The organism is Variovorax sp. GW823-FHT04F07 (assembly GCF_058795995.1).
On record NZ_JBXAIG010000014.1, the window covers coordinates 1 to 19,161 of the forward strand.

Here is a 19,161-nt window from a genome sequence, read left to right on the forward strand (position 1 = left end):
CTCGCAGAACTCGCTTCGCTCAAACAGCTGCGAGCCCTGATCCGCGAAACGCTGCGCTCCTCGGCGGCACAGAGGGGGCGCCCACGCCGCACCGCACACCGGGCTTCGTGGTGGCGTGATGGCTCTGCATGTTCCGCCTTGAATCAGGGAGCAGTGCCATGAGCGACGTCGTGCTTCAACTGCTCAACGTCGAGAGCGCCTATGGCCCCATCAAGGCCATCCGCGGCGTGAGCCTGAAGGTGCGCAAGGGCGAGATCGCGACGGTGCTCGGCTCCAACGGGGCGGGCAAGACGACGATCCTCAAGACCATCTCGGGGATCATCGATCCGCGCAAGGGCAGCATCGAGTTCCAGGGGCAGGACATCACGGCGAAAGACCCGGCCTTCATCGTGCAGCAGGGGCTGAGCCACGTGCCCGAAGGGCGCGAGGTGTTTCCGCTGCTGTCGGTGAAGGACAACCTGCTGATGGGCGCCTACACGCGCAAGGACCGCGACGGCGTGGCGCGGGACATCGAGACCGTCTTCACCTACTTCCCGATCCTGCGCGAGCGCGCCACGCAGGACGCCGGCCTGCTCTCGGGCGGGCAGCAGCAGATGCTGGCGATCTCGCGCGCCATCATGGCGGCGCCGCACCTCATTCTTCTGGACGAACCCAGTCTGGGCCTGAGCCCCAAGCTCACCAAGGAGATCTTCGAGATCGTGGTGCGCATCAACCGCGAGCGCGGCACCACCATCCTGCTGGTGGAGCAGAACGCGAACATGGCGCTCAACGCCGCCGACCACGGCTACGTGCTGGAGAACGGTCGCATCGTGATGGAAGACTCGTGCGAACGCCTGCGCGAGAAGGACGACATCAAGGAGTTCTACCTGGGTGTCAAGGACGACGGCGTGCGCGGCGAGCGGCGCTGGAAAAAGAAGAAGACCTGGAGGTAGCCGTCGCCATGCAAGGACTCTGGGATCTGCGAACCATCGAACCCGGCCACGACATCCTCGTGCCCGGCGACACGCTGTCGGCCATGTTCTGGAACGCCGTGCGCCAGCGCGGCGACAACATCTGGATGCGGCAGAAGGAGCTGGGCATCTGGCGCAGCTGGAGCTGGCGCCAGACGGCCGAGGCCGTGCGCGAGATCGCGGCGGGCCTGCAGGCCATCGGCTTCACGCGCGGCGAGTGCGCGTCCATTCTTTCGAACACCGTCATCGAATGGGTGCTGGCCGACCTGGCGGTGCTGAGCTGCGGGGGTGTGTCGAACGGCATCTACCCGACCGACGCCGCCTCGCAGGTGCAGTACCTGTGCGAAGACTCGCGCACCACGGTGCTCTTCGTGGAAGACGACGAGCAGCTCGACAAGGCGCTCGAGGTGCGCGCCCGCCTGCCCGGCCTGCGCCGCGTGGTCGTGTTCGACATGGAAGGCCTGCGCGAGCTCGACGACCCGGGCGTGATGAGCCTGGACGCGCTGCGCGCCCTCGGCCGCACGCATCTGGCGGGCGACCCGCAGGCGGTGGAGCGCAGCGTGGCCGCGTGCCGGCCCGAAGACCTGGCCATCCTGGTCTACACCTCGGGCACCACCGGAAAGCCCAAGGGCGCCATGCACAGCCACGCGGGGCTGGTGTACACCGCGCGCGGCTACAACACGCTCATCGCGCAGGATGAAAAAGACGAGCGCATGTGCTTCCTGCCGCTGTGCCACATCGCCGAGCGCATGGGCGGCGAGTACTTCGCGATGTACACGGGCTCGATCCTCAACTTCGTCGAGAACCCCGAGACGGTGCCCGAGAACGTGCGCGAGATCGCGCCCACGGTGTTCACGGGCGTGCCGCGCGTGTGGGAGAAGTTCTATTCGGGCGTGATGATCGCGCTGAAGGAGGCCAGCCCGCTGCAGCAGGCCGCCTACCACTGGAGCATCGGCGTGGGCGAGACCATCGCCAACAGGGTGCTCGCGGGGCAGGAGATCGGCACGGGGCTGCGTCTGAAGTTCCGGCTGGCGCGGCTGCTGGCGCTGGACAACGCGCGCAAGCTCATCGGCATCCACCGCGCGCGCTTTCTCGTGACCGGCGCGGCGCCCATTTCACCCGAGCTGGTCAAGTGGTACCTCGCGCTGGGCGTGCCCATGCTCGAGGTGTGGGGCATGACGGAGTCGTGCGGCGCCTCCACGGCCGTGCCCGTCACGCGCATCAAGCCCGGCTCCATCGGCCCGGCCACCGGCTACAACGAGGTGCGCATCGATCCGGCCACCAGCGAGATCCTGGTGCGCGGCCCCAACGTCTTCATGGGTTATCTCAACCTGCCCGAGAAGACCGCCGAGACCATCGACGCCGACGGCTGGCTGCACACGGGGGACGTGGGCGTGATGGACGAGGACGGGTATTTCCGCATCACCGACCGGATGAAAGACATCATCATCACGGCAGGCGGCAAGAACGTGACCCCGAGCGAGCTGGAGAACGAGCTCAAGTTCAGCCTCTACATCACCGATGCCGTGGTGATCGGCGACAAGAGGCCCTACCTCACGGTGATCGTCATGATCGACCAGGAGAACGTCGAGAAATTCGCGCAGGACCACGACGTGCCGTTCAGCAACTACGAGAGCCTGACACGCACGCAGGAAGTGCAGGACCTGATCCAGGGCGAGATCGATCGCGTCAACGCCAAGTTCGCGCGCGTCGAGCAGATCAAGAAATTCTTCCTGCTCGAAACGCAGCTCAGCGCCGAGGACGAGGAGCTCACGCCGACGATGAAGCTCAAGCGCAAGCTGGTGCAGACCAAGTACGCGCAGCGCATCGACGCCATGTACCGCTGACCTCTTTTTTGCCAACCCGAGGAGACAACGCTATGACGAAGCTCAAGACATTGACGACGCTGGCCGTGCTGGGCTTGATCGCGACGCTCGCGTCCGCGCAGCAGCAGGGCGTGAGCAAGGACGAGATCCGCATCGGCACCATCCAGGACCTGTCGGGTCCGCTGGCGGGCTTCGGCAAGCAGGCGCGCAACGGCATGCAGCTGCGCGTGGACGAACTCAACGAGCAGGGCACGCTCAACGGCCGCAAGCTCAAGCTCTTCGTCGAAGACTCGGGCTACGACCCGAAGAAGGCGGTGCTGGCGGCGCAGAAGCTGGTCAACCAGGAAAAGATCTTCATCATGGCCGGCCACATCGGCACGGCGCAGAACATGGCGGCGATGCCGGTGCAGTTCGACAAGAACGTCGTCAACTACATGCCCATCACGGCGGCGCGCGAAATGTACGAGCCGCTGAACCGGCTGAAGTATTCGTTCGCGGCCACCTACTACGACCAGATCCGCCTGGCGCTGCCCAAGATGATCAAGGACAAGGGCGCCAAGAAGGTCTGCACGATCTACCAGGACGACGAGTTCGGCCTGGAAGTGCAGCGCGGCGCCGAGGCCGGCCTGAAGGCCGCGGGCATGGAGCTGGCCGAGAAGACTTCGTTCAAGCGCGGCGCCACCGACTTCAGCTCGCAGGTCGCCAAGATGAAGGCCGCCAACTGCGACCTCGTGGTGCTCGGCACCATCATCCGCGAGACCATTGGCACCGTGGGCGAGTCGCGCAAGACCGGCTTCAACCCGACCTTCCTGGGCTCGAGCGCGGCCTACACCGACCTGATCCACAAGCTCGGCGGCAAGGCCATGGACGGCGTGTACGCCACCATGACGGTGCAGAACCCCTACACCGACGAGCAGTCGCAGCCGCTGCGCTTCTGGGCCAACAAGTACAAGACCAAGTTCAACGAAGACCCGACCGTGTTCTCGGTGTACGGCTACGTGATCATCGACTCGTTCATCAAGGCCGCCACCAAGGCCGGCCCGAACCTGACGACCGACAGCTTCATCAAGGCGATGGACAGCATCACCTTCGAGCCCGACATGTTCGGCAGCCCGAAGAGCACCTACACCGCCACCAAGCGCCTGGGCAACGACCAGTCGCGGCTGTCGCAGATCAAGGACGGCAAGTGGGTGGTGGTGTCCGACTACGTGACACCGTAAGCCAGCGCCGCCCCGGTACCGTGCCGGGGCGAGCGGCTATATTCCGCGAAATCCCCTTCGCGAGACCGCCGCCATGCCCCAGTACTGGTTGATGAAATCCGAGCCCGACGAGGTTTCGATCGACGATGCCCTCGCCGCGCCCGATGCCACCGTGGCGTGGACCGGCGTGCGCAACTATCAGGCGCGCAACTTCATGCGCGACGGCATGAAGGTCGGCGACGGCGTGCTGTTCTATCACTCGAGCTGCCCCGAGCCCGGCATCGCCGGTATCGCGCGCGTGGCCTCGGGCATCCAACCCGACCCGACGCAGTTCGACCCGAAGTCGCCGTACTACGACGCCGGCGCGAAGAAGGAAGACCCGCGCTGGCTGCTGGTCGACGTGCAGGCGCTGCGCAAGACGCGGCTGCTGGCGTTGCCCGAGCTGCGCGCCAAGCCCGAGCTGGCCGATCTGGTCATCCTGCGCAAGGGCAACCGGCTGTCGATCACGCCGGTGGAGCCGGCGCACTGGAAGGTCATCGAGAAGATGCTGGCCTGAACCTGTTCAGGCGACTTTCGACAGGATCGGGAACAGCTTGCCGAGCCCGTCGGCCATCACCTCGACCGCGAGTGCCGCGAGAATCAGGCCCATCAGCCGCGTCATGATGTTGATGCCGGTCTTGCCGAGCACCCGCGCGATCGGCTGCGCGAGCGAAAAGGCCAGTGCGGTCGCCAGCGCTACGACCACGCCATAGCCGACCAGCAGCCCCAGCTCCCACAGGTGCTGTGTCTTGTCGGCGTAGATCACCACCGTGGAGATCGCGGCCGGCCCGGTGAGCAGCGGAATCGTGAGCGGCACCACCGCGATGGAGGCGCCCATCGACGCCTTCACTTCGGTGGCGCGCAACTCATCGACGTTGGTCTTGCTCTCGGCCGGTTGCGCGTTGAGCATCGAGATCGAGCTCATGAGCAGCAGCAGGCCGCCGCCGACCTGGAAGCTCGCGATCGAGATGCCGAAGAAGGACAGCAGCTGCAGCCCGATGAGCGCGCTCACGGCAATGACCACGAAGGCACTGAACGCCGACATGCGCACCGTGCGCTTGCGCTGGGCGTCGGAGTAGTCCTGCGTGTAGTGAATGAAGAAGGGCACGATGGCCAGCGGGTTGACGATGGCCACCAGCGTGACCAGCGGCTTGATGAGGTCCATGGAGGTGCTCATCGTTATCGTCCTCCGGTCACGTCGAGCAGGGCCATGGTGGTGTAGCTGGCCTCGGGCGAGAGCAGCCACAGGACGGCACCGGCAATTTCTTCGGCGGTGCCGCTGCGCTTCATCGGCACGCCTGGGCCCATCTCGGCGGCGCGGCCAGGCTGGCCGCCGGAGGCGTGGATGTCGGTGTCGATCACGCCGGGGCGCACCGCGTTCACGCGGATGCCTTCGTCGGCCACTTCCTTGGCCAGGCCGATGGTGAAGGTGTCGATGGCCGCCTTGCTGGCCGCGTAGTCGACGTACTGGCCGGGCGAGCCGATGCGCGCGGCGCCGCTGGAGATGTTGACGATGGCGCCGCCTTCGCCGCCGTGCTTCGTGCTCATGCGGCGCACGGCTTCGCGGGCGCAGACGAAGCTGCCGATCACGTTGATGCGGAACATGCGCTCCAGGCGCGCCACGCTCATTTCGTCGACGCGCGCCTGCACGTCGACCACGCCGGCGTTGTTCACGAGCGCGGTGAGGCGCCCCAGCTTGGCGTCGACCTTCGCGAACATCGCGAGCACCTGGGCTTCGTCGCCCACGTCGGCCTGCACCGCCATGGCGGTGCCGCCGCCCGCGCGGATGGTGCGCACCACCTCGTCGGCGGCCAGCGAGTTGCTGGCGTAGTTCACGGCCACGGCATAGCCGCGCTTCGCGGCGAGCAAGGCCGTGGCGGCACCAATGCCGCGCCCACCGCCGGTGATCAAGAGCACCTGGTCCAAATCCCACCTCCTGCAGAGAAACTGTGCGTCAGTTAAAACCGACGGCCTGGATTACATCACCGAGGGCTGGCGCATGAGCACGAGCATGAGCACCGCGCCGGCCCAAGCCAGCTCGCACCGCAGTGTGCGCAGCACGGAGGTTACTGAATGCACAAGACCATCGACTATTACTTTGCGCCACAGAGCCCGTGGACCTATCTGGGGCATACCCGCTTTGCCGCCATCGCCGCGGCCGCCGGCGCCACCGTGCGCGTGCGGCCCATCGACATGGGCAGCGTGTTCCCCGTGTCGGGCGGCCTGCCGCTGGGCAAGCGCGCACCGCAGCGCCAGGCCTACCGGCTGCTCGAGCTGGCGCGCTTCTCCAAGCACCTGGGCCTGCCGCTGAACCCGAAGCCGAAGTTCTTTCCGGTGGCCGGCGACGATGCCGCGCGGCTGATCATCGCGGTCGACATGCACGACGGCACCGAGGCCGCGATGCGCATCAGCGCGGCGGTGTTCGCGGCCGTGTGGGTTCAGGAGCGGAACATCGGCGACCCGAACCTGCTCGAAGCCCTGGTCGCGGAATGCGGCCTGCCGGCCAAGCGCGCCGAGCAATCGCAAAGCCAGGCGGTGCAGGAGCGTTACGAGGCTTACACGCAGGAAGCGATCGACATCCAGGTGTTCGGCGCGCCGAGCTACGTGATCGACGGCGAGATCTTCTGGGGCCAGGACCGGCTCGATTTCGTCGAGCGGGCGCTGCGCGCTTGACGGCGCGCAAGCCGACCCGCTTTTTCTTTTTTCATTCCATCGTTTCAGGAGAACCCCATGGGCCAATTCATCGACCTCACCGCCAAGGACGGCTTCACTTTTCCCGCCTACGTGGCCGAGCCCGCGGGCACGCCGCGCGGTGCCGTGGTGGTGGTGCCGGAAATCTTCGGCGTGAACTCGCACATCCGCTCGGTGGCCGACGGCTACGCGGCCGACGGCTACCTGGCCGTGGCGCCGTCGACCTTCCACCGCGTCAAGCCCGGCGTCGAGCTGGGCTACAGCGACGACGACATGAAGACCGGCTTCGGCTACAAGACCGCGGTCGAGGCGCTGCCCGCGCCCGGCGTGCTGCAGGACCTCGAAACCGCGATCGCCTACGCCTCGAAGGCGGGCAAGGTCGGCATCGTCGGCTACTGCTGGGGCGGCCTGCTGGTCTGGCGCGCCGCGGCCCTGCTGCCGGGCCTGGCCGCTGCCGCGCCGTACTACGGCGGCGGCATGACGACGCCGGAAGAAAACGCACGCCAGCCGAAGGTGCCGGTGCTCGCGCAGTTCGGCAACCGCGACCACTGGATTCCGCTGGACACCATCGAGGCCTTCAAGAAGGCGCACCCCGAGGTGGAAGTGCATGTCTACGAAGCCGACCACGGCTTCAACTGCGACCAGCGCGGCTCGTACAACGCCGAGGCGGCGAAGCCGGCGCGTGAACGCGTGCTGGCCTTCTTTGCCAAGCACGTCGGCTGATCCGGCACGTCCCAAGAAAAAAGCCCGGCAGTGCCGGGCTTTTTCATTTCTATTTCTTGGCGCCGACCCGGGTCTGCAGGAAGTCGAGCAGCGCGCGCAGCGCCGCGCTGTTGTGGCGCCGCTGCAGGTAGGCGGCCGACAGCCACATGTCCTTGCGCGCATAGCCTTCGAGCACCGGCACCAGCTCGCCGCTGTCGATGTGCGACTGCACCAGCAGCGAGGGCAGGTAGATCACGCCGAAGCCGCGCATCGCGACGCGGATCAGCGGCGCGCCTTCGGTGCAGTCCATGCGGCTCTTGACCTGCACGTCCAGCGGCTGGCCGTTGTCATCGAAGCGCCACGCGGGCTGCGTGCCCAGCAGCGAATGGGTCAGCGCCTCGTGGTGGGCGAGTTCCTGCGGGTGCGCGGGCTTGCCGTGCTTCTTCCAGTAGACCGGCGAGGCGCAGACCACCATGTGGATGAGTCGCAGCTTGCGCACGATGAGGTTGGCGTCTTCCACCGGGCCGCTGCGGATGTCGACGTCGATGCCTTCCTCGGCGAGGTCGACGGTGCGGTTGGTCAGCTGCAGGCTGATGCTCACGTCGGGGTAGTGGCGCATGAAATCGGCCAGCAGGTCGGGAAACTCGCCGTTGCCCATGCCGTGCGGCGCCGAGATGCGCAGCCGGCCGCCGGGCTGGCTGGCGCGCTCCTGCAGCTCGGCCTGGGTGAGCTCGACCATCTCGAGCATCGGCGTGCTGCGCTCCAGCAGCAGCTGGCCGGCGTCGGTGAGGCTGACGGAACGCGTGGAGCGGTTGAGCAGGCGCACGCCGAAGCGGGTCTCGAGTTCGGCGACGTACTTGCTGACCGTGGCCTTCGACATGTCGAGCCGCTTGGCGGCCTGGGAGAAGCTGCCGTGCGAGGCGACTTCCCGGAAGGTTTTGATCAGATCGAGACTGTCCATGTCAGTGAAACCCGTTGTTTTTCGCGAGGGAGCGCGGTGTGCCGATTCTCGGGGGTTTTGCCGGATAGGACCGGCGCGGGGTTCTGGTGTAAGCCGGAAGCAGTCAGGCGCCTTGTGCCCGGTTTTTTTGCGTGCACGACTTTGTTGACTGATTGTTTCGCTACAGGAAACACCGTGTCTCTGAACCGAGTGTTTTCCCGAAGGAATTCCGGCTGACACTCGCCGCACAGGCGAGCCAACGTGCAAGCCTGGTGGACATCCCATCTAGCCGAACACAAGGAACAGACATGAAGACCTCGCACATTTTCGCAGCCGCCGCCCTGACCCTCCTGGCCGCCACCGGCGCCCAAGCCGAAACGTACCAAGGCGTGACCCAAGTGATCTCGTCCAAGAGCCGCGACGAAGTCAACGCCGAAGCCCAGCGCACCGCCGCAGCCCCGAACCAGAACGTCGTGCGCGGTTCGCGCGGCGCGGAAACCGTGGCCGTGTCGAAGGACCGTTCGATCGTCGAAGCCGAAGCCATCCGCACCGCCTACGCTCCCGACCAGAACGTGACCTCGGGTTCGCGCGTCAACAGCAAGGTCATCTCGACCATGGTGAACCCGATGGACGCACGCGTTCAAGCCCAGCAAGGTTCGGGCGCCGTCGCCAAGTAATTGGCCGCGAAGCCAGCCGCCTTCCGGGGCGGCCCGAGCTGATTAGAAAAGCCACGCATCTGCGTGGCTTTTTTCATGGGCGCTCGCGGGAGCGGGGAGGGCGCTCAGCGCGTGCGGGCCAGGTAGCGCTTGCGCCAGAAGATCAGGACCAGCAGCACCGCGATGACCAGCATGGCCGACATCGCGATCCAGAAGCCGTCCGCCTTGTGCACCAGCGGGATGAACTCGAAGTTCATGCCGAAGATGCCGGCGATGAGGTTGAGCGGCAGGAAGATGGCGGTGAGCACGGTCAGCACCCGCATGATGTCGTTGGCCCGGTGGCCCTGGACGCTGAAGTGCATCTGCACGGCGGTCTCGGCGTTCTGCTCGAGCCGGTGCACGTGGTGCACCACGCGCTGGATGTGCTCCAGCACGTCGCGGCTGCGCACCATGATCAGGTCGCGCTCGCGCTGCGCAGTCTCGCCCTGCGGCACGGGCAGGGTTTCGAGCGAATCGATCCAGTCCTGCATGGCGGCGCGCTGGTCTTCGCAGATCTCGTCGAGGCGGTGCAGCGACTGGCGCGCCTCCATCAGCGCGCTCCAGTTGGTGAAGCGGCTGCGCGGGTCGATGAGCTCGGTCTGCCAGTGGTCGAGCTGCTTCGTGAGCTCGCGCCGCATGTCGAGGTAGCCGTCGACGATCAGGTTGACGATGCGCAGCATCAGGTCGGCGGGGCTGGCCGGCAGGCGGGCCGAGGTGGCGCGCACGTCGAGCGCCGGCGTGCCGCGGTCGTCGGACGAGGCGGCCGCCAGCAGCCGGGCGGCGAAGGCGTCGCGCACCGTGCCGTCCTCGGGGTGCACCGAGAGCAGCACGCGGTCGAACACCGCGAAGCCGACGGGGCGGGTGTCGATGCGGCGCAGCACCGGCGGGCCGCCGCGCGAGGGGCGTTGCGGCAGCGAAGGCTCCCCGCTGTTGCCGGTTTCAGCGCCGTTGCCTGTGGCCAGGCGGCGGAACACCAGCACGTCGTACAGCGAGGTGTAGTCGTAGTGCGAGGGCAACTGGTCGTTGAGCAGGTCGGCCACGTGCAGGTCGACCAGCTGGGTCTGGCACAGCGTCTGCAGGATCTGCTGCACCTCGGGCTGGGCCGCGCGGAATTCGTCGCGCGTCAGCGAAATCCAGAGGTAGCTGGCGGCGGCGCAGGCGCCCGGCACGGCCAGCGGCGCCAGCGAGGCGTGCTCGCTGACCTGCGAGCGGCTGATTTCGAAGATGCGCATGGACACTCGCCCCCGGTGGTTCTTCTTCCACGCCAGAAGTGCCGTGGAGGTGCGGCAGGCATGCCGCAGTAGCTATTATTTTTGTAGCAACCGGGCGGCGTCAAGCGCGAAGTAGGTCAGCACGCCGTCGGCGCCGGCGCGCTTGAAGGCCAGCAGGCTTTCGAGCACCACGGCGTCGTGGTCGAGCCAGCCGTTCTGGGCAGCGGCCTTCAGCATGGCGTACTCGCCGCTCACCTGGTAGGCGAAGGTCGGCACTCGGAACTCGTCCTTCACGCGGCGCACGATGTCCAGGTAGGGCATGCCGGGCTTCACCATGACCATGTCGGCGCCTTCGGCGATGTCGATGGCGACCTCGCGCAGGGCTTCATCGCTGTTGCCGGGGTCCATCTGGTAAACCTTCTTGTTGCTCTTGCCGAGCGTGGCGGACGAGCCGACGGCGTCGCGGAAGGGGCCGTAGAAGGCGCTGGCGTACTTGGCGCTGTAGGCCATGATGCGCGTGTGGATGTCGCCGCGGGCTTCGAGCGCGGTGCGGATCGCGCCGATGCGGCCGTCCATCATGTCGCTCGGGGCCACAATATCGACGCCAGCTTGCGATTGTGTGAGTGCCTGCTTCACCAGAACTTCAACGGTGGCGTCGTTGAGGATGTAGCCGGTGTCGTCGAGCAGGCCGTCCTGGCCGTGGCTGGTGTAGGGGTCGAGTGCCACGTCGGTCATCACGCCCAGTTCGGGGAAGCGCGCCTTGAGCGCGGCCACCACGCGGGGAATCAGGCCGTCGGGGTTGAAGGCCTCGTCGCCCGCGGGCGTCTTGAGGCTGGCGTCGATCACCGGGAACAGCGCCATCACCGGGATGCCGGCCAGCACGCACTGCTCGGCCACGGGCAGCAGCAGGTCCAGGCTCAGGCGGTCCACGCCGGGCATCGAGGGCACGGCGTCGCGGCGCTTCTCGCCTTCCTGCACGAACACCGGGTAGATCAGGTCGCTCGTCGTCAGCGCATGCTCGCGCACCAGGTTGCGGGTGAAGGCATCGCGGCGCAGCCGTCGCGGGCGGCCGGCGGGGAACATCGCGAGCGGGGAAAATGGTGACGTCATATATCTAAAATTGTGCCTGAAGCGCGAAATCGCAGCCCAGCGCTGCTGGAGGCAAGTTGTCTGACAACTACGGAAATTAATAGAACTTAAGTTCTAGATTTTTGTTGTAAAAGTCAAAGAAACTGCCTCAATCGCTTGAAACCTTGTTTCGTCTTTGTTAAATTCTGAAGCGGGCGGCTTGCCGCTCCCCGCTTTTCCTCCCTGAGCGGGTGCCTTGATGTGTGACAGCAAAAGGGCTTCCCAGCCCGACGTGAAGACGTCGGGCTTTTTTTTGCCCGAAACCTTGGCAAAGGGCCCCGAAGAGGGGTCAGTGTGCAGCCACCACTAAACTGCCGCCATGCTCTGGGTCAAATCTCTTCACATTGTTTTCATTGCCAGCTGGTTTGCCGGGCTGTTCTATCTGCCGCGGATCTTCGTCAACCTGGCGATGGTGCCGCCCGAGTCGGTTGCGGAGCGCGAACGCCTGCTGCTGATGGCGCGCAAGCTGCTGCGCTTCACCACCTTCCTGGCCGTGCCGGCGCTGGTGTTCGGCGCCTGGCTCTGGCTGGGCTACGGCATCGGGCGCGGCCCGGGCAACGGCTGGATGCACGCCAAGCTGGCCCTGGTGCTGGTGGCCATCGGCTACCACCACGGCTGCGGCGTGCTGCTGCGCCGTTTCGCAGCGGGCGGCAACCGCCGCAGCGACCGCTGGTACCGCTGGTTCAACGAGCTGCCCGTGCTGCTGCTGCTGGGCATCGTGATCCTGGTGGTGGTGAAGCCCTTCTGAGCCCGTGTCGACGGTGGACATGCCGCACAAGTCTGCCGCGCTCCCCCTGGCGCTGGCCTATGCGGCGCTGATCGTCTATGCCAGCCTGTACCCCTTCGCTGACTGGCGTGACCAGGGGATCGCGCCCTGGGCCTACCTCTCGGCGCCCTGGCCCAAGTACTGGACGGGTTTCGATTTCGGGGTGAACGTGGCGGGCTACGTGCCCTTCGGTTTCCTGTGCGCGCTGAGCGTGCTGCGCACGGGCAGCAGTCACAGTGTGTGGCGTGCGCTGTTGCGTGCCACGGCGGCGGGCGCGGCGATCGCCTTTGTCATGGAGACGCTGCAAAGCTATCTGCCGGCGCGCATTCCTTCCAACGTCGACCTGGGGTTGAACACCGCCGGCACGGTGCTCGGCGCGGTGCTGGCCGCGGCGCTGGAGCGGCTCGGTGCGATCGCGCACTGGAGCCGCGTGCGTTCGCAATGGTTCGTCGAGGACGCACGCGGTGGGCTTGTGCTGCTCGCGCTCTGGCCCTTTGCGCTGCTGTTCCCCGCCGCCGTCACCTTCGGCCTCGGCCAGGTGTTCGAGCGGCTGGAGACGACGATTTCCGAGTGGCTGCTCGACACGCCCTTCATCGACTGGCTGCCGGTGCGCCAGTTCGAGCTGGAACCGCTGGTGCCGGCCGTGGAGCTGCTGTGCGTGATGCTCGGGGCGCTGGTGCCGTGCCTGCTGGGCTACCTGGTGGCACGCAACGTGGTGCAGCGCGCGGTGCTGCTGCCGCTCATCCTGCTTGCGGGCGTCGCGGCCTCGGCACTGTCGGCGGCCATGAGCTATGGCCCCGAGCATGCGTGGGCCTGGCTCGATCTGCCGGTGCAGGTCGGGCTGGCCGCGGCGGTGTTCGCGGGCGTGCTGCTGCTGTTCGCGCCGCGCCGCCTGTGCGGGGCGCTGCTGCTCATGGGGCTCGTGCTCCAGCTGAGCCTGCTGAACCAGGCGCCCGAGAGCGCCTACTTCGCGCAGACCCTGGCCACCTGGGAGCAGGGCCGCTTCATCCGCTTCCACGGCCTGGCCCAGTGGCTGGGCTGGGGCTGGCCCTTCGCGGTGCTGGTGTACGTGGTGGCTGCGCTGTCGCGGCGCCGCCCTCGGCCTGAGCACGCACGCTCATAAAATCGGTCGATGCCCAGCACCACTCCCGCCGCGCCGTCCGGCTACTACGGCCGCCACATCTTCTTCTGCCTGAATGAACGCAAGAATGGCGAAGACTCCTGCGCCCTGCACAACGCGCAGGAAGGCTTCGATCGCTGCAAGGCCAAGGTGAAGGAGCAGGGGCTCGCCGGGCCCGGCAAGGTGCGCGTCAACAAGGCCGGCTGCCTCGACCGCTGCGCGGGCGGGCCCGTCGCGGTGGTCTACCCCGAGGCGGTCTGGTACACCTTCGTGGACGCCGAGGACATCGACGAGATCGTCGAGTCGCACCTGAAGAACGGCCAGGTCGTCGAGCGGCTGCTGCTGCCGCCCGACGTCGGCCGCTGAACTTTCCTGCGGACCCCGTGCTCGTACCGTGCACGTTGCCGGCATCGCCGGCCCAGCCAACCCCAGCGCCATGAACTCCCAGACCGAAAAAATCAGCCTCCAGGGCGCCGCGGGCGTGATCGAGGTGCAGCGCGACCTGCCCTCCGGCGACGCGCGCGGCATCGCGGTGATCGCCCATCCGCACCCGCTGTTCGGCGGCACGATGGACAACAAGGTCGTGCAGACCCTGGCCCGCGCCTTCGTGTCCTGCGGCTGGACGGCCGTGCGCTTCAACTTCCGCGGCGTCGGCGCCAGCGAAGGCGCTCACGATGAAGGGCGCGGCGAGCTCGAGGACATGCTGCATGTCGTCGGCCAGCTCGCGCCCGAAGGCCAATTGGCCATTGCCGGCTTTTCCTTCGGTGCCTTCGTGGCCAGCTGCGCGGCCGAGAAGCTCTGGGCCGCACGCGACGTGCAGCAGCTGGTGCTGGTCGGCACGGCCGCCTCGCGTTTCTCGGTGGCCACGCTGCCGGCCGAAGCGCACGAGCGCGCGCTGGTGGTCCATGGCGAAGCCGACGACACCGTGCCTCTCGCCGCCGTGATGGACTGGGCGCGTCCCCAGTCACTCCCTGTCACGGTTATTCCCGGGGGCGGCCATTTCTTTCACGGACAATTGCCGCTGCTCAAAAGCTTGGTCGCCCGCCATCTGCGCGCGGGCACCGAATGAAAGCCTTTCAGGCTTGTTTTCGCCTCTTCCCACACTCTCCATGAATCGTTTTTTCACTGCGCTTCGCGCACTGGTGCTGACCGCTGCTGCCTCGGTTGGCGTGATCGCCGCCGCCCAGATGCCGGCCCCGCCTGAAATCGCCGCGCGCAGCTACCTGCTGCTGGACGTGACCGCGAACCAGATCCTGGCGCAGAAGGACATCGACAGCCCCGTCGAACCGGCCTCGCTCACCAAGCTGATGACCGCGTACGTCGCGTTCGACGCGCTGCGCGCCAAGAAGATCACGCTGACCCAGACCCTGCCGGTGAGCCCGCGCGCCTGGAAGATGCCCGGTTCGCGCATGTTCATCGACCCCAAGATGCAGGTGCCGGTGGAAGACCTGATCAAGGGCGTGATCGTGCAGTCGGGCAACGACGCCACGGTCGCGTTGGCCGAAGGCGTGGGCGGCACGGTGGAGCACTTCGTCGAGATGATGAACGCCCAGGCCAAGGTGCTGGGCATGAAGAACACCACCTACAAGAACCCCGAAGGCCTCACGGCGCCCGGCCACACGACCACGGCGCGCGACCTGAGCATCCTGGCCACGCGCCTGGTGCGCGACTTCCCCGAGGAAGCCAAGTACTACGCCATCAAGAAGTACCGCTACCCGGGCACCCCATCGACCAACGACACCAACCGCAACCTGCTGCTGTTCCGCGACCCGACCGTCGACGGCCTGAAGACCGGCCACACCGACGCCGCCGGCTACTGCATGATCGCCACCGCCAAGCGCGACTTCCCGAACCTGACCGGCGGCCGCCGCCTGCTGTCGATCGTGCTGGGGGCCAGCAGCGAGGCCGTGCGTGCCAACGAGTCGCAGAAGCTGCTGAACTGGGGTTACACGGCCTACGACGCCGTGCGCCTGTTCGAAGCCGGCCAGCCGGCCGCCACGCCCGCCGTCTGGAAGGGCAAGGCCAACGTGCTGAAGCTGGGCCGCCCCGAGGCCATCGTGGTCGCCGTGCCGACCGGTTCCGCCAGCAAGATCAAGACGCAGGTGTCGCGCCCCGACCCGCTGGTCGCGCCGTTCACCAAGTACCAGGCCGTCGGCTCGCTCAAGGTCACGCTGGACGACCAGCCCCTGGCCGACGTGCCGCTGGTCGCGCTGGAGCCGGTCGAGCAGGCCGGCGTCTTCGGCCGCGCCTGGGACGCTGTGCGTCTCTGGATCAAGTAAGAGGCGGGCAAAAAAGGCCTTGAAATGGGTGGTGGCGGGCGCTCCAGGCGCCTGACATTGCCATTTCAGACCTGCCTGCTATACTCGTGGGCTTTTCGGAATTTTCCGAAGGGTTTCACGTTTTCGTTATTCCCGGCTTCCTTGAGTCACGACCAAGGGCGGTTTCACTACCAAAGTCGGGTTGTTTTGGGACTAATTCATTCATGCCAACCATCAATCAACTGGTGCGTCAGGGTCGAACGGTCGAAAAGATCAATTCGAAGAGCCCTGCCATGCAGAACTCGCCGCAACGTCGCGGTGTCTGCACCCGCGTCTACACCACGACGCCCAAGAAGCCCAACTCGGCGCTTCGTAAAGTTGCCAAGGTCCGTCTGACCAATGGCTTCGAAGTCATCTCCTACATCGGCGGCGAAGGCCACAACCTGCAGGAACACAGCGTCGTGCTGGTTCGCGGCGGTCGTGTCAAGGACTTGCCCGGTGTGCGTTACCACATCGTGCGCGGTTCGCTCGACCTGCAAGGCGTGAAAGACCGCAAGCAGTCGCGTTCCAAGTACGGCGCGAAGCGTCCCAAGAAGGCTTAAGCCTTCCTGTCAGAAAACAAGCGGTGTTCGATGGCCTTGGCGGGCTTGTCGAACGAAGTGACCCAATGTCGGGTCGAGTAAGTGAGAGTCCTGACTGGCTCTCGCGGTATCGGAAACGATGCCAACTGAAGCAAAGAGGTTAGAAAAATGCCACGTCGTCGCGAAGTCCCCAAACGTGAAATCCTGCCGGATCCCAAGTACGGCAATGTCGAGCTGTCCAAATTCATGAACGTGATCATGGAAGGCGGCAAGAAGGCTGTTGCCGAGCGCATCATTTACGGTGCCCTCGACTTCATCGAGAAGAAGAACCCGGACAAGGACCCCCTCGAAGCGTTCACCGTTGCCATCAACAACGTGAAGCCGATGGTCGAAGTGAAGTCGCGCCGCGTCGGTGGTGCGAACTACCAGGTGCCGGTCGAAGTCCGCCCTGTCCGTCGCCTCGCCCTGTCGATGCGCTGGATCAAGGAAGCTGCCCGCAAGCGCGGTGAGAAGTCGATGGCCCTGCGTCTGGCCAACGAACTGATGGAAGCCACGGAAGGCCGTGGCGGTGCCATGAAGAAGCGCGACGAAGTGCACCGCATGGCAGAAGCCAACCGCGCCTTCAGCCACTTCCGCTTCTAAAAAACACACGTCTCTTGAGCGTTGGGGGTTGAGTACCGGGCGAAATCGCCCGTGCTCGACGCCCAGCGCTCAACGCATTTAAACCCGAAAGTACATCATGTCCCGCAAGACCCCCATCGAGCGCTACCGCAACATCGGTATCTCCGCGCACATCGACGCCGGCAAGACCACCACCACCGAACGTATCCTGTTCTACACGGGCGTGACCCACAAGCTCGGCGAAGTGCACGATGGCGCGGCAACGACCGACTGGATGGAGCAGGAACAAGAGCGTGGCATCACGATCACCTCGGCTGCCGTGACCTGCTTCTGGAAGGGCATGGACCACTCGCTGCCCGAGCACCGCATCAACATCATCGACACCCCCGGCCACGTGGACTTCACCATTGAAGTCGAGCGCTCGATGCGCGTGCTGGACGGTGCCGTCATGGTGTACGACTCGGTCGGCGGCGTGCAGCCCCAATCGGAAACCGTCTGGCGCCAGGCCAACAAGTACAAGGTGCCGCGTCTGGCGTTCGTCAACAAGATGGACCGCATCGGTGCCAACTTCTTCCGCGTTCGCCAGATGATGGTCGACCGCCTGAAGGCCAACCCCGTGCCGATCGTGATCCCGATCGGTGCCGAAGACAAGTTCCAGGGCGTGGTCGACCTGCGTCTGATGAAGGCGATCTTCTGGGACGAGGCCTCGCAAGGCATGAAGTTCGAAACGCGCGAGATCCCCGCCGAGCTGGTCGAGTTGGCCAAGGAATGGCGCGAGAAGATGGTCGAAAGCGCGGCCGAAGCGTCGGAAGAGCTGATGAACAAGTACCTTGAAGAAGGTGACCTGACGCTCGAAGAAATCACCCACGGTCTGCGCACGCGCACGATCGCCGGCGAAATCCAGCCGATGCTGTGCGGCAGCGCGTTCAAGAACAAGGGCGTGCAGCGCATGCTCGACGCCGTGATCGAACTGATGCCTTCGCCGCTGGACATTCCTCCGGTGCACGGCACGGACGACGACGAACAGGACGTGACCCGCAAGGCTGACGACGGCGAGAAGTTCTCGGCGCTGGCATTCAAGCTCATGACCGACCCGTACGTCGGCCAGCTGACCTTCGTGCGCGTGTACTCGGGCGTTCTGAGCAAGGGCGACACCGTCTACAACCCGGTCAAGGGCAAGAAAGAGCGTATCGGCCGTATCGTGCAGATGCACGCCAACGAACGTCTCGAAATCGAAGAAATCCGTGCCGGCGACATCGCCGCTTGCGTGGGCCTGAAGGACGTCACCACGGGCGAAACCCTGTGCGACCCGAACGCCATGATCACGCTGGAGCGCATGGAATTCCCCGAGCCCGTGATCTCGCAGGCCGTCGAGCCCAAGACCAAGGCCGACCAGGAAAAGATGGGCATCGCCCTGCAGCGCCTGGCTTCGGAAGATCCGTCGTTCCGCGTGCGCACCGACGAAGAATCCGGCCAGACCATCATCTCCGGCATGGGCGAACTGCACCTCGAAATCATCGTGGACCGCATGAAGCGCGAATTCGGCGTGGAAGCCAACGTGGGCAAGCCGCAAGTGGCTTACCGCGAAACGATCCGCAAGACCGTCGAAGAAGCCGAAGGCAAGTTCGTTCGCCAGTCGGGTGGTAAGGGCCAGTACGGTCACGTCATCCTGAAGATTGAGCCGCAGGAAGCCGGCAAGGGCTTCGAGTTCGTCGACGCCATCAAGGGCGGTGTGGTTCCTCGCGAATACATCCCCGCCGTGGAAAAGGGCGTTGTGGAAGCACTGACGCAAGGCGTGCTGGCGGGCTACCCCGTCGTCGACGTCAAGGTCACGCTGCACTTCGGTTCGTACCACGACGTGGACTCGAACGAAATGGCGTTCAAGATGGCCGCGATCTTCGGCTTCAAGGAAGGCGCTCGCAAGGCCAGCCCGGTCATCCTCGAGCCGATGATGGCCGTGGAAGTCGAAACGCCTGAAGACTACGCCGGCAACGTGATGGGCGACCTGTCCAGCCGTCGCGGCATGGTGCAGGGCATGGACGACATGATCGGTGGCGGCAAGCTCATCAAGGCTGAAGTCCCGCTGTCGGAAATGTTCGGCTACTCGACGACGCTGCGCTCGGCCACGCAAGGTCGCGCCACGTACACGATGGAGTTCAAGCACTACGCTGAAGCTCCCCGTAACGTCGCTGAAGCCATCGTGGCCGCTCGCTCGAAGTAAGTTTCAAGAATGTGGGGCCGCGCAGTGCGCGGCCCTTCTTGTCTGCGATCCGGTGCCGCCCTGTTCCCGTGCGGGGCGAACCAGCAATCGGATGCAGACATAAAACCAACACACGGGACATGCTCTTTCAAGGATTGAAAAATGGCAAAAGGTAAATTCACCCGCACCAAGCCGCACGTGAACGTGGGCACGATCGGTCACGTTGACCACGGC

At 65.6% G+C, this 19,161-nt stretch carries 20 protein-coding genes and 1 pseudogene; 16 read left to right on the forward strand and 5 right to left on the reverse strand.

Annotated elements, in window-relative coordinates:
* Positions 1-158: 158 nt before the first annotated feature.
* The 4 genes from AC1RAA_RS31030 (at position 159) to AC1RAA_RS31045 (ending at position 4,531) form a co-directional block, all read left to right on the forward strand.
* Positions 159-932 (forward strand): ABC transporter ATP-binding protein, encoded by a 774-nt coding sequence (locus AC1RAA_RS31030; protein WP_056576626.1) that lies wholly within the window; start codon positions 159-161, stop codon positions 930-932.
* Positions 933-940: 8 nt separating this feature from the next.
* On the forward strand, positions 941-2,797 hold the full coding sequence (locus tag AC1RAA_RS31035; protein WP_095747053.1) for an AMP-dependent synthetase/ligase: 1,857 nt from the start codon (positions 941-943) through the stop codon (positions 2,795-2,797).
* Positions 2,798-2,829: 32 nt separating this feature from the next.
* Positions 2,830-3,996: an ABC transporter substrate-binding protein gene (locus tag AC1RAA_RS31040; protein WP_062478783.1), complete on the forward strand. Its 1,167-nt coding sequence runs from the start codon at positions 2,830-2,832 to the stop codon at positions 3,994-3,996.
* A gap of 73 nt (positions 3,997-4,069) precedes the next feature.
* Positions 4,070-4,531, forward strand: a complete 462-nt coding sequence (locus AC1RAA_RS31045) for an EVE domain-containing protein (protein WP_095747052.1) — start codon at positions 4,070-4,072, stop codon at positions 4,529-4,531.
* Positions 4,532-4,537: 6 nt separating this feature from the next.
* On the opposite strand, the gene AC1RAA_RS31050 is transcribed toward AC1RAA_RS31045, so the two are convergent.
* Positions 4,538-5,191 (reverse strand): MarC family protein, encoded by a 654-nt coding sequence (locus tag AC1RAA_RS31050; RefSeq protein ID WP_099793548.1) that lies wholly within the window; start codon positions 5,189-5,191, stop codon positions 4,538-4,540.
* Positions 5,192-5,193: 2 nt separating this feature from the next.
* Positions 5,194-5,940 carry an SDR family oxidoreductase gene (locus tag AC1RAA_RS31055; RefSeq protein WP_447747690.1) on the reverse strand — a complete coding sequence of 249 codons (747 nt, stop codon included), beginning with the start codon at positions 5,938-5,940 and terminating at the stop codon, positions 5,194-5,196.
* Between the two features lie 147 nt (positions 5,941-6,087).
* On the opposite strand from AC1RAA_RS31055, the gene AC1RAA_RS31060 reads away from it, so the two are divergent.
* Positions 6,088-6,687, forward strand: a complete 600-nt coding sequence (locus AC1RAA_RS31060; RefSeq protein ID WP_062478772.1) for a 2-hydroxychromene-2-carboxylate isomerase — start codon at positions 6,088-6,090, stop codon at positions 6,685-6,687.
* 57 nt (positions 6,688-6,744) lie between these two features.
* A complete protein-coding gene (locus AC1RAA_RS31065; RefSeq protein WP_492732766.1) occupies positions 6,745-7,428 on the forward strand; it encodes a dienelactone hydrolase family protein in 684 nt (227 codons plus the stop codon).
* Between the two features lie 49 nt (positions 7,429-7,477).
* On the opposite strand, the gene AC1RAA_RS31070 is transcribed toward AC1RAA_RS31065, so the two are convergent.
* On the reverse strand, positions 7,478-8,368 hold the full coding sequence (locus AC1RAA_RS31070; RefSeq protein WP_070061881.1) for a LysR family transcriptional regulator: 891 nt from the start codon (positions 8,366-8,368) through the stop codon (positions 7,478-7,480).
* A 287-nt stretch (positions 8,369-8,655) separates the two neighbouring features.
* Here AC1RAA_RS31070 and AC1RAA_RS31075 point away from each other — a divergent pair, with 287 nt between their 5' ends.
* Positions 8,656-9,024, forward strand: coding sequence for a hypothetical protein (locus tag AC1RAA_RS31075; RefSeq protein WP_062478764.1), 369 nt, complete (start codon positions 8,656-8,658; stop codon positions 9,022-9,024).
* A gap of 104 nt (positions 9,025-9,128) precedes the next feature.
* Here AC1RAA_RS31075 and AC1RAA_RS31080 read toward each other — a convergent pair whose 3' ends face one another.
* Together AC1RAA_RS31080 and hemB are read right to left on the reverse strand one after the other, a co-directional pair.
* A complete protein-coding gene (locus tag AC1RAA_RS31080) occupies positions 9,129-10,274 on the reverse strand; it encodes a magnesium transporter CorA family protein (RefSeq protein WP_487847420.1) in 1,146 nt (381 codons plus the stop codon).
* A gap of 75 nt (positions 10,275-10,349) precedes the next feature.
* On the reverse strand, positions 10,350-11,363 hold the full coding sequence (gene hemB / locus AC1RAA_RS31085) for a porphobilinogen synthase (RefSeq protein ID WP_492732768.1): 1,014 nt from the start codon (positions 11,361-11,363) through the stop codon (positions 10,350-10,352).
* A 337-nt stretch (positions 11,364-11,700) separates the two neighbouring features.
* On the opposite strand from hemB, the gene AC1RAA_RS31090 reads away from it, so the two are divergent.
* The 9 genes and pseudogenes from AC1RAA_RS31090 to AC1RAA_RS31130 all read left to right on the forward strand — a co-directional run.
* Positions 11,701-12,129, forward strand: a complete 429-nt coding sequence (locus AC1RAA_RS31090; RefSeq protein ID WP_062478845.1) for a CopD family protein — start codon at positions 11,701-11,703, stop codon at positions 12,127-12,129.
* Between the two features lie 19 nt (positions 12,130-12,148).
* Positions 12,149-13,270 carry a VanZ family protein gene (locus AC1RAA_RS31095; protein ID WP_492732769.1) on the forward strand — a complete coding sequence of 374 codons (1,122 nt, stop codon included), beginning with the start codon at positions 12,149-12,151 and terminating at the stop codon, positions 13,268-13,270.
* 9 nt (positions 13,271-13,279) lie between these two features.
* Positions 13,280-13,633, forward strand: a complete 354-nt coding sequence (locus AC1RAA_RS31100) for a (2Fe-2S) ferredoxin domain-containing protein (protein WP_062478851.1) — start codon at positions 13,280-13,282, stop codon at positions 13,631-13,633.
* 70 nt (positions 13,634-13,703) lie between these two features.
* Positions 13,704-14,336: an alpha/beta hydrolase gene (locus AC1RAA_RS31105; RefSeq protein WP_492732770.1), complete on the forward strand. Its 633-nt coding sequence runs from the start codon at positions 13,704-13,706 to the stop codon at positions 14,334-14,336.
* A 40-nt stretch (positions 14,337-14,376) separates the two neighbouring features.
* Entirely contained in the window at positions 14,377-15,546 is a 1,170-nt protein-coding gene (locus AC1RAA_RS31110) for a D-alanyl-D-alanine carboxypeptidase family protein (RefSeq protein WP_062478853.1), read from the forward strand.
* A gap of 203 nt (positions 15,547-15,749) precedes the next feature.
* The gene (rpsL, locus tag AC1RAA_RS31115; protein ID WP_013543948.1) at positions 15,750-16,127 is read left to right on the forward strand and encodes a 30S ribosomal protein S12; all 378 of its coding nucleotides are present in this window, start codon (positions 15,750-15,752) and stop codon (positions 16,125-16,127) included.
* A gap of 147 nt (positions 16,128-16,274) precedes the next feature.
* Positions 16,275-16,748, forward strand: a complete 474-nt coding sequence (rpsG, locus tag AC1RAA_RS31120) for a 30S ribosomal protein S7 (protein WP_007829591.1) — start codon at positions 16,275-16,277, stop codon at positions 16,746-16,748.
* A 97-nt stretch (positions 16,749-16,845) separates the two neighbouring features.
* A complete protein-coding gene (fusA, locus tag AC1RAA_RS31125; RefSeq protein WP_062478855.1) occupies positions 16,846-18,948 on the forward strand; it encodes an elongation factor G in 2,103 nt (700 codons plus the stop codon).
* 141 nt (positions 18,949-19,089) lie between these two features.
* Positions 19,090-19,161, forward strand: a pseudogene (locus AC1RAA_RS31130) (GTP-binding protein); the annotation flags it as partial.

Coding starts and splice junctions, on each gene's coding strand:
- AC1RAA_RS31060 (WP_062478772.1), top strand. CDS start 6,088: ATGCACAAGACCATCGACTATTACTTTGCGCCACAGAGCCCGTGGACC.
- AC1RAA_RS31110 (WP_062478853.1), top strand. CDS start 14,377: ATGAATCGTTTTTTCACTGCGCTTCGCGCACTGGTGCTGACCGCTGCT.
- AC1RAA_RS31035 (WP_095747053.1), top strand. CDS start 941: ATGCAAGGACTCTGGGATCTGCGAACCATCGAACCCGGCCACGACATC.
- AC1RAA_RS31070 (WP_070061881.1), bottom strand. CDS start 8,368: ATGGACAGTCTCGATCTGATCAAAACCTTCCGGGAAGTCGCCTCGCAC.
- AC1RAA_RS31100 (WP_062478851.1), top strand. CDS start 13,280: ATGCCCAGCACCACTCCCGCCGCGCCGTCCGGCTACTACGGCCGCCAC.
- AC1RAA_RS31040 (WP_062478783.1), top strand. CDS start 2,830: ATGACGAAGCTCAAGACATTGACGACGCTGGCCGTGCTGGGCTTGATC.
- AC1RAA_RS31105 (WP_492732770.1), top strand. CDS start 13,704: ATGAACTCCCAGACCGAAAAAATCAGCCTCCAGGGCGCCGCGGGCGTG.
- fusA (WP_062478855.1), top strand. CDS start 16,846: ATGTCCCGCAAGACCCCCATCGAGCGCTACCGCAACATCGGTATCTCC.
- AC1RAA_RS31045 (WP_095747052.1), top strand. CDS start 4,070: ATGCCCCAGTACTGGTTGATGAAATCCGAGCCCGACGAGGTTTCGATC.
- AC1RAA_RS31030 (WP_056576626.1), top strand. CDS start 159: ATGAGCGACGTCGTGCTTCAACTGCTCAACGTCGAGAGCGCCTATGGC.
- AC1RAA_RS31075 (WP_062478764.1), top strand. CDS start 8,656: ATGAAGACCTCGCACATTTTCGCAGCCGCCGCCCTGACCCTCCTGGCC.
- AC1RAA_RS31065 (WP_492732766.1), top strand. CDS start 6,745: ATGGGCCAATTCATCGACCTCACCGCCAAGGACGGCTTCACTTTTCCC.
- rpsL (WP_013543948.1), top strand. CDS start 15,750: ATGCCAACCATCAATCAACTGGTGCGTCAGGGTCGAACGGTCGAAAAG.
- AC1RAA_RS31080 (WP_487847420.1), bottom strand. CDS start 10,274: ATGCGCATCTTCGAAATCAGCCGCTCGCAGGTCAGCGAGCACGCCTCG.
- hemB (WP_492732768.1), bottom strand. CDS start 11,363: ATGACGTCACCATTTTCCCCGCTCGCGATGTTCCCCGCCGGCCGCCCG.
- AC1RAA_RS31090 (WP_062478845.1), top strand. CDS start 11,701: ATGCTCTGGGTCAAATCTCTTCACATTGTTTTCATTGCCAGCTGGTTT.
- AC1RAA_RS31050 (WP_099793548.1), bottom strand. CDS start 5,191: ATGAGCACCTCCATGGACCTCATCAAGCCGCTGGTCACGCTGGTGGCC.
- rpsG (WP_007829591.1), top strand. CDS start 16,275: ATGCCACGTCGTCGCGAAGTCCCCAAACGTGAAATCCTGCCGGATCCC.
- AC1RAA_RS31095 (WP_492732769.1), top strand. CDS start 12,149: ATGCCGCACAAGTCTGCCGCGCTCCCCCTGGCGCTGGCCTATGCGGCG.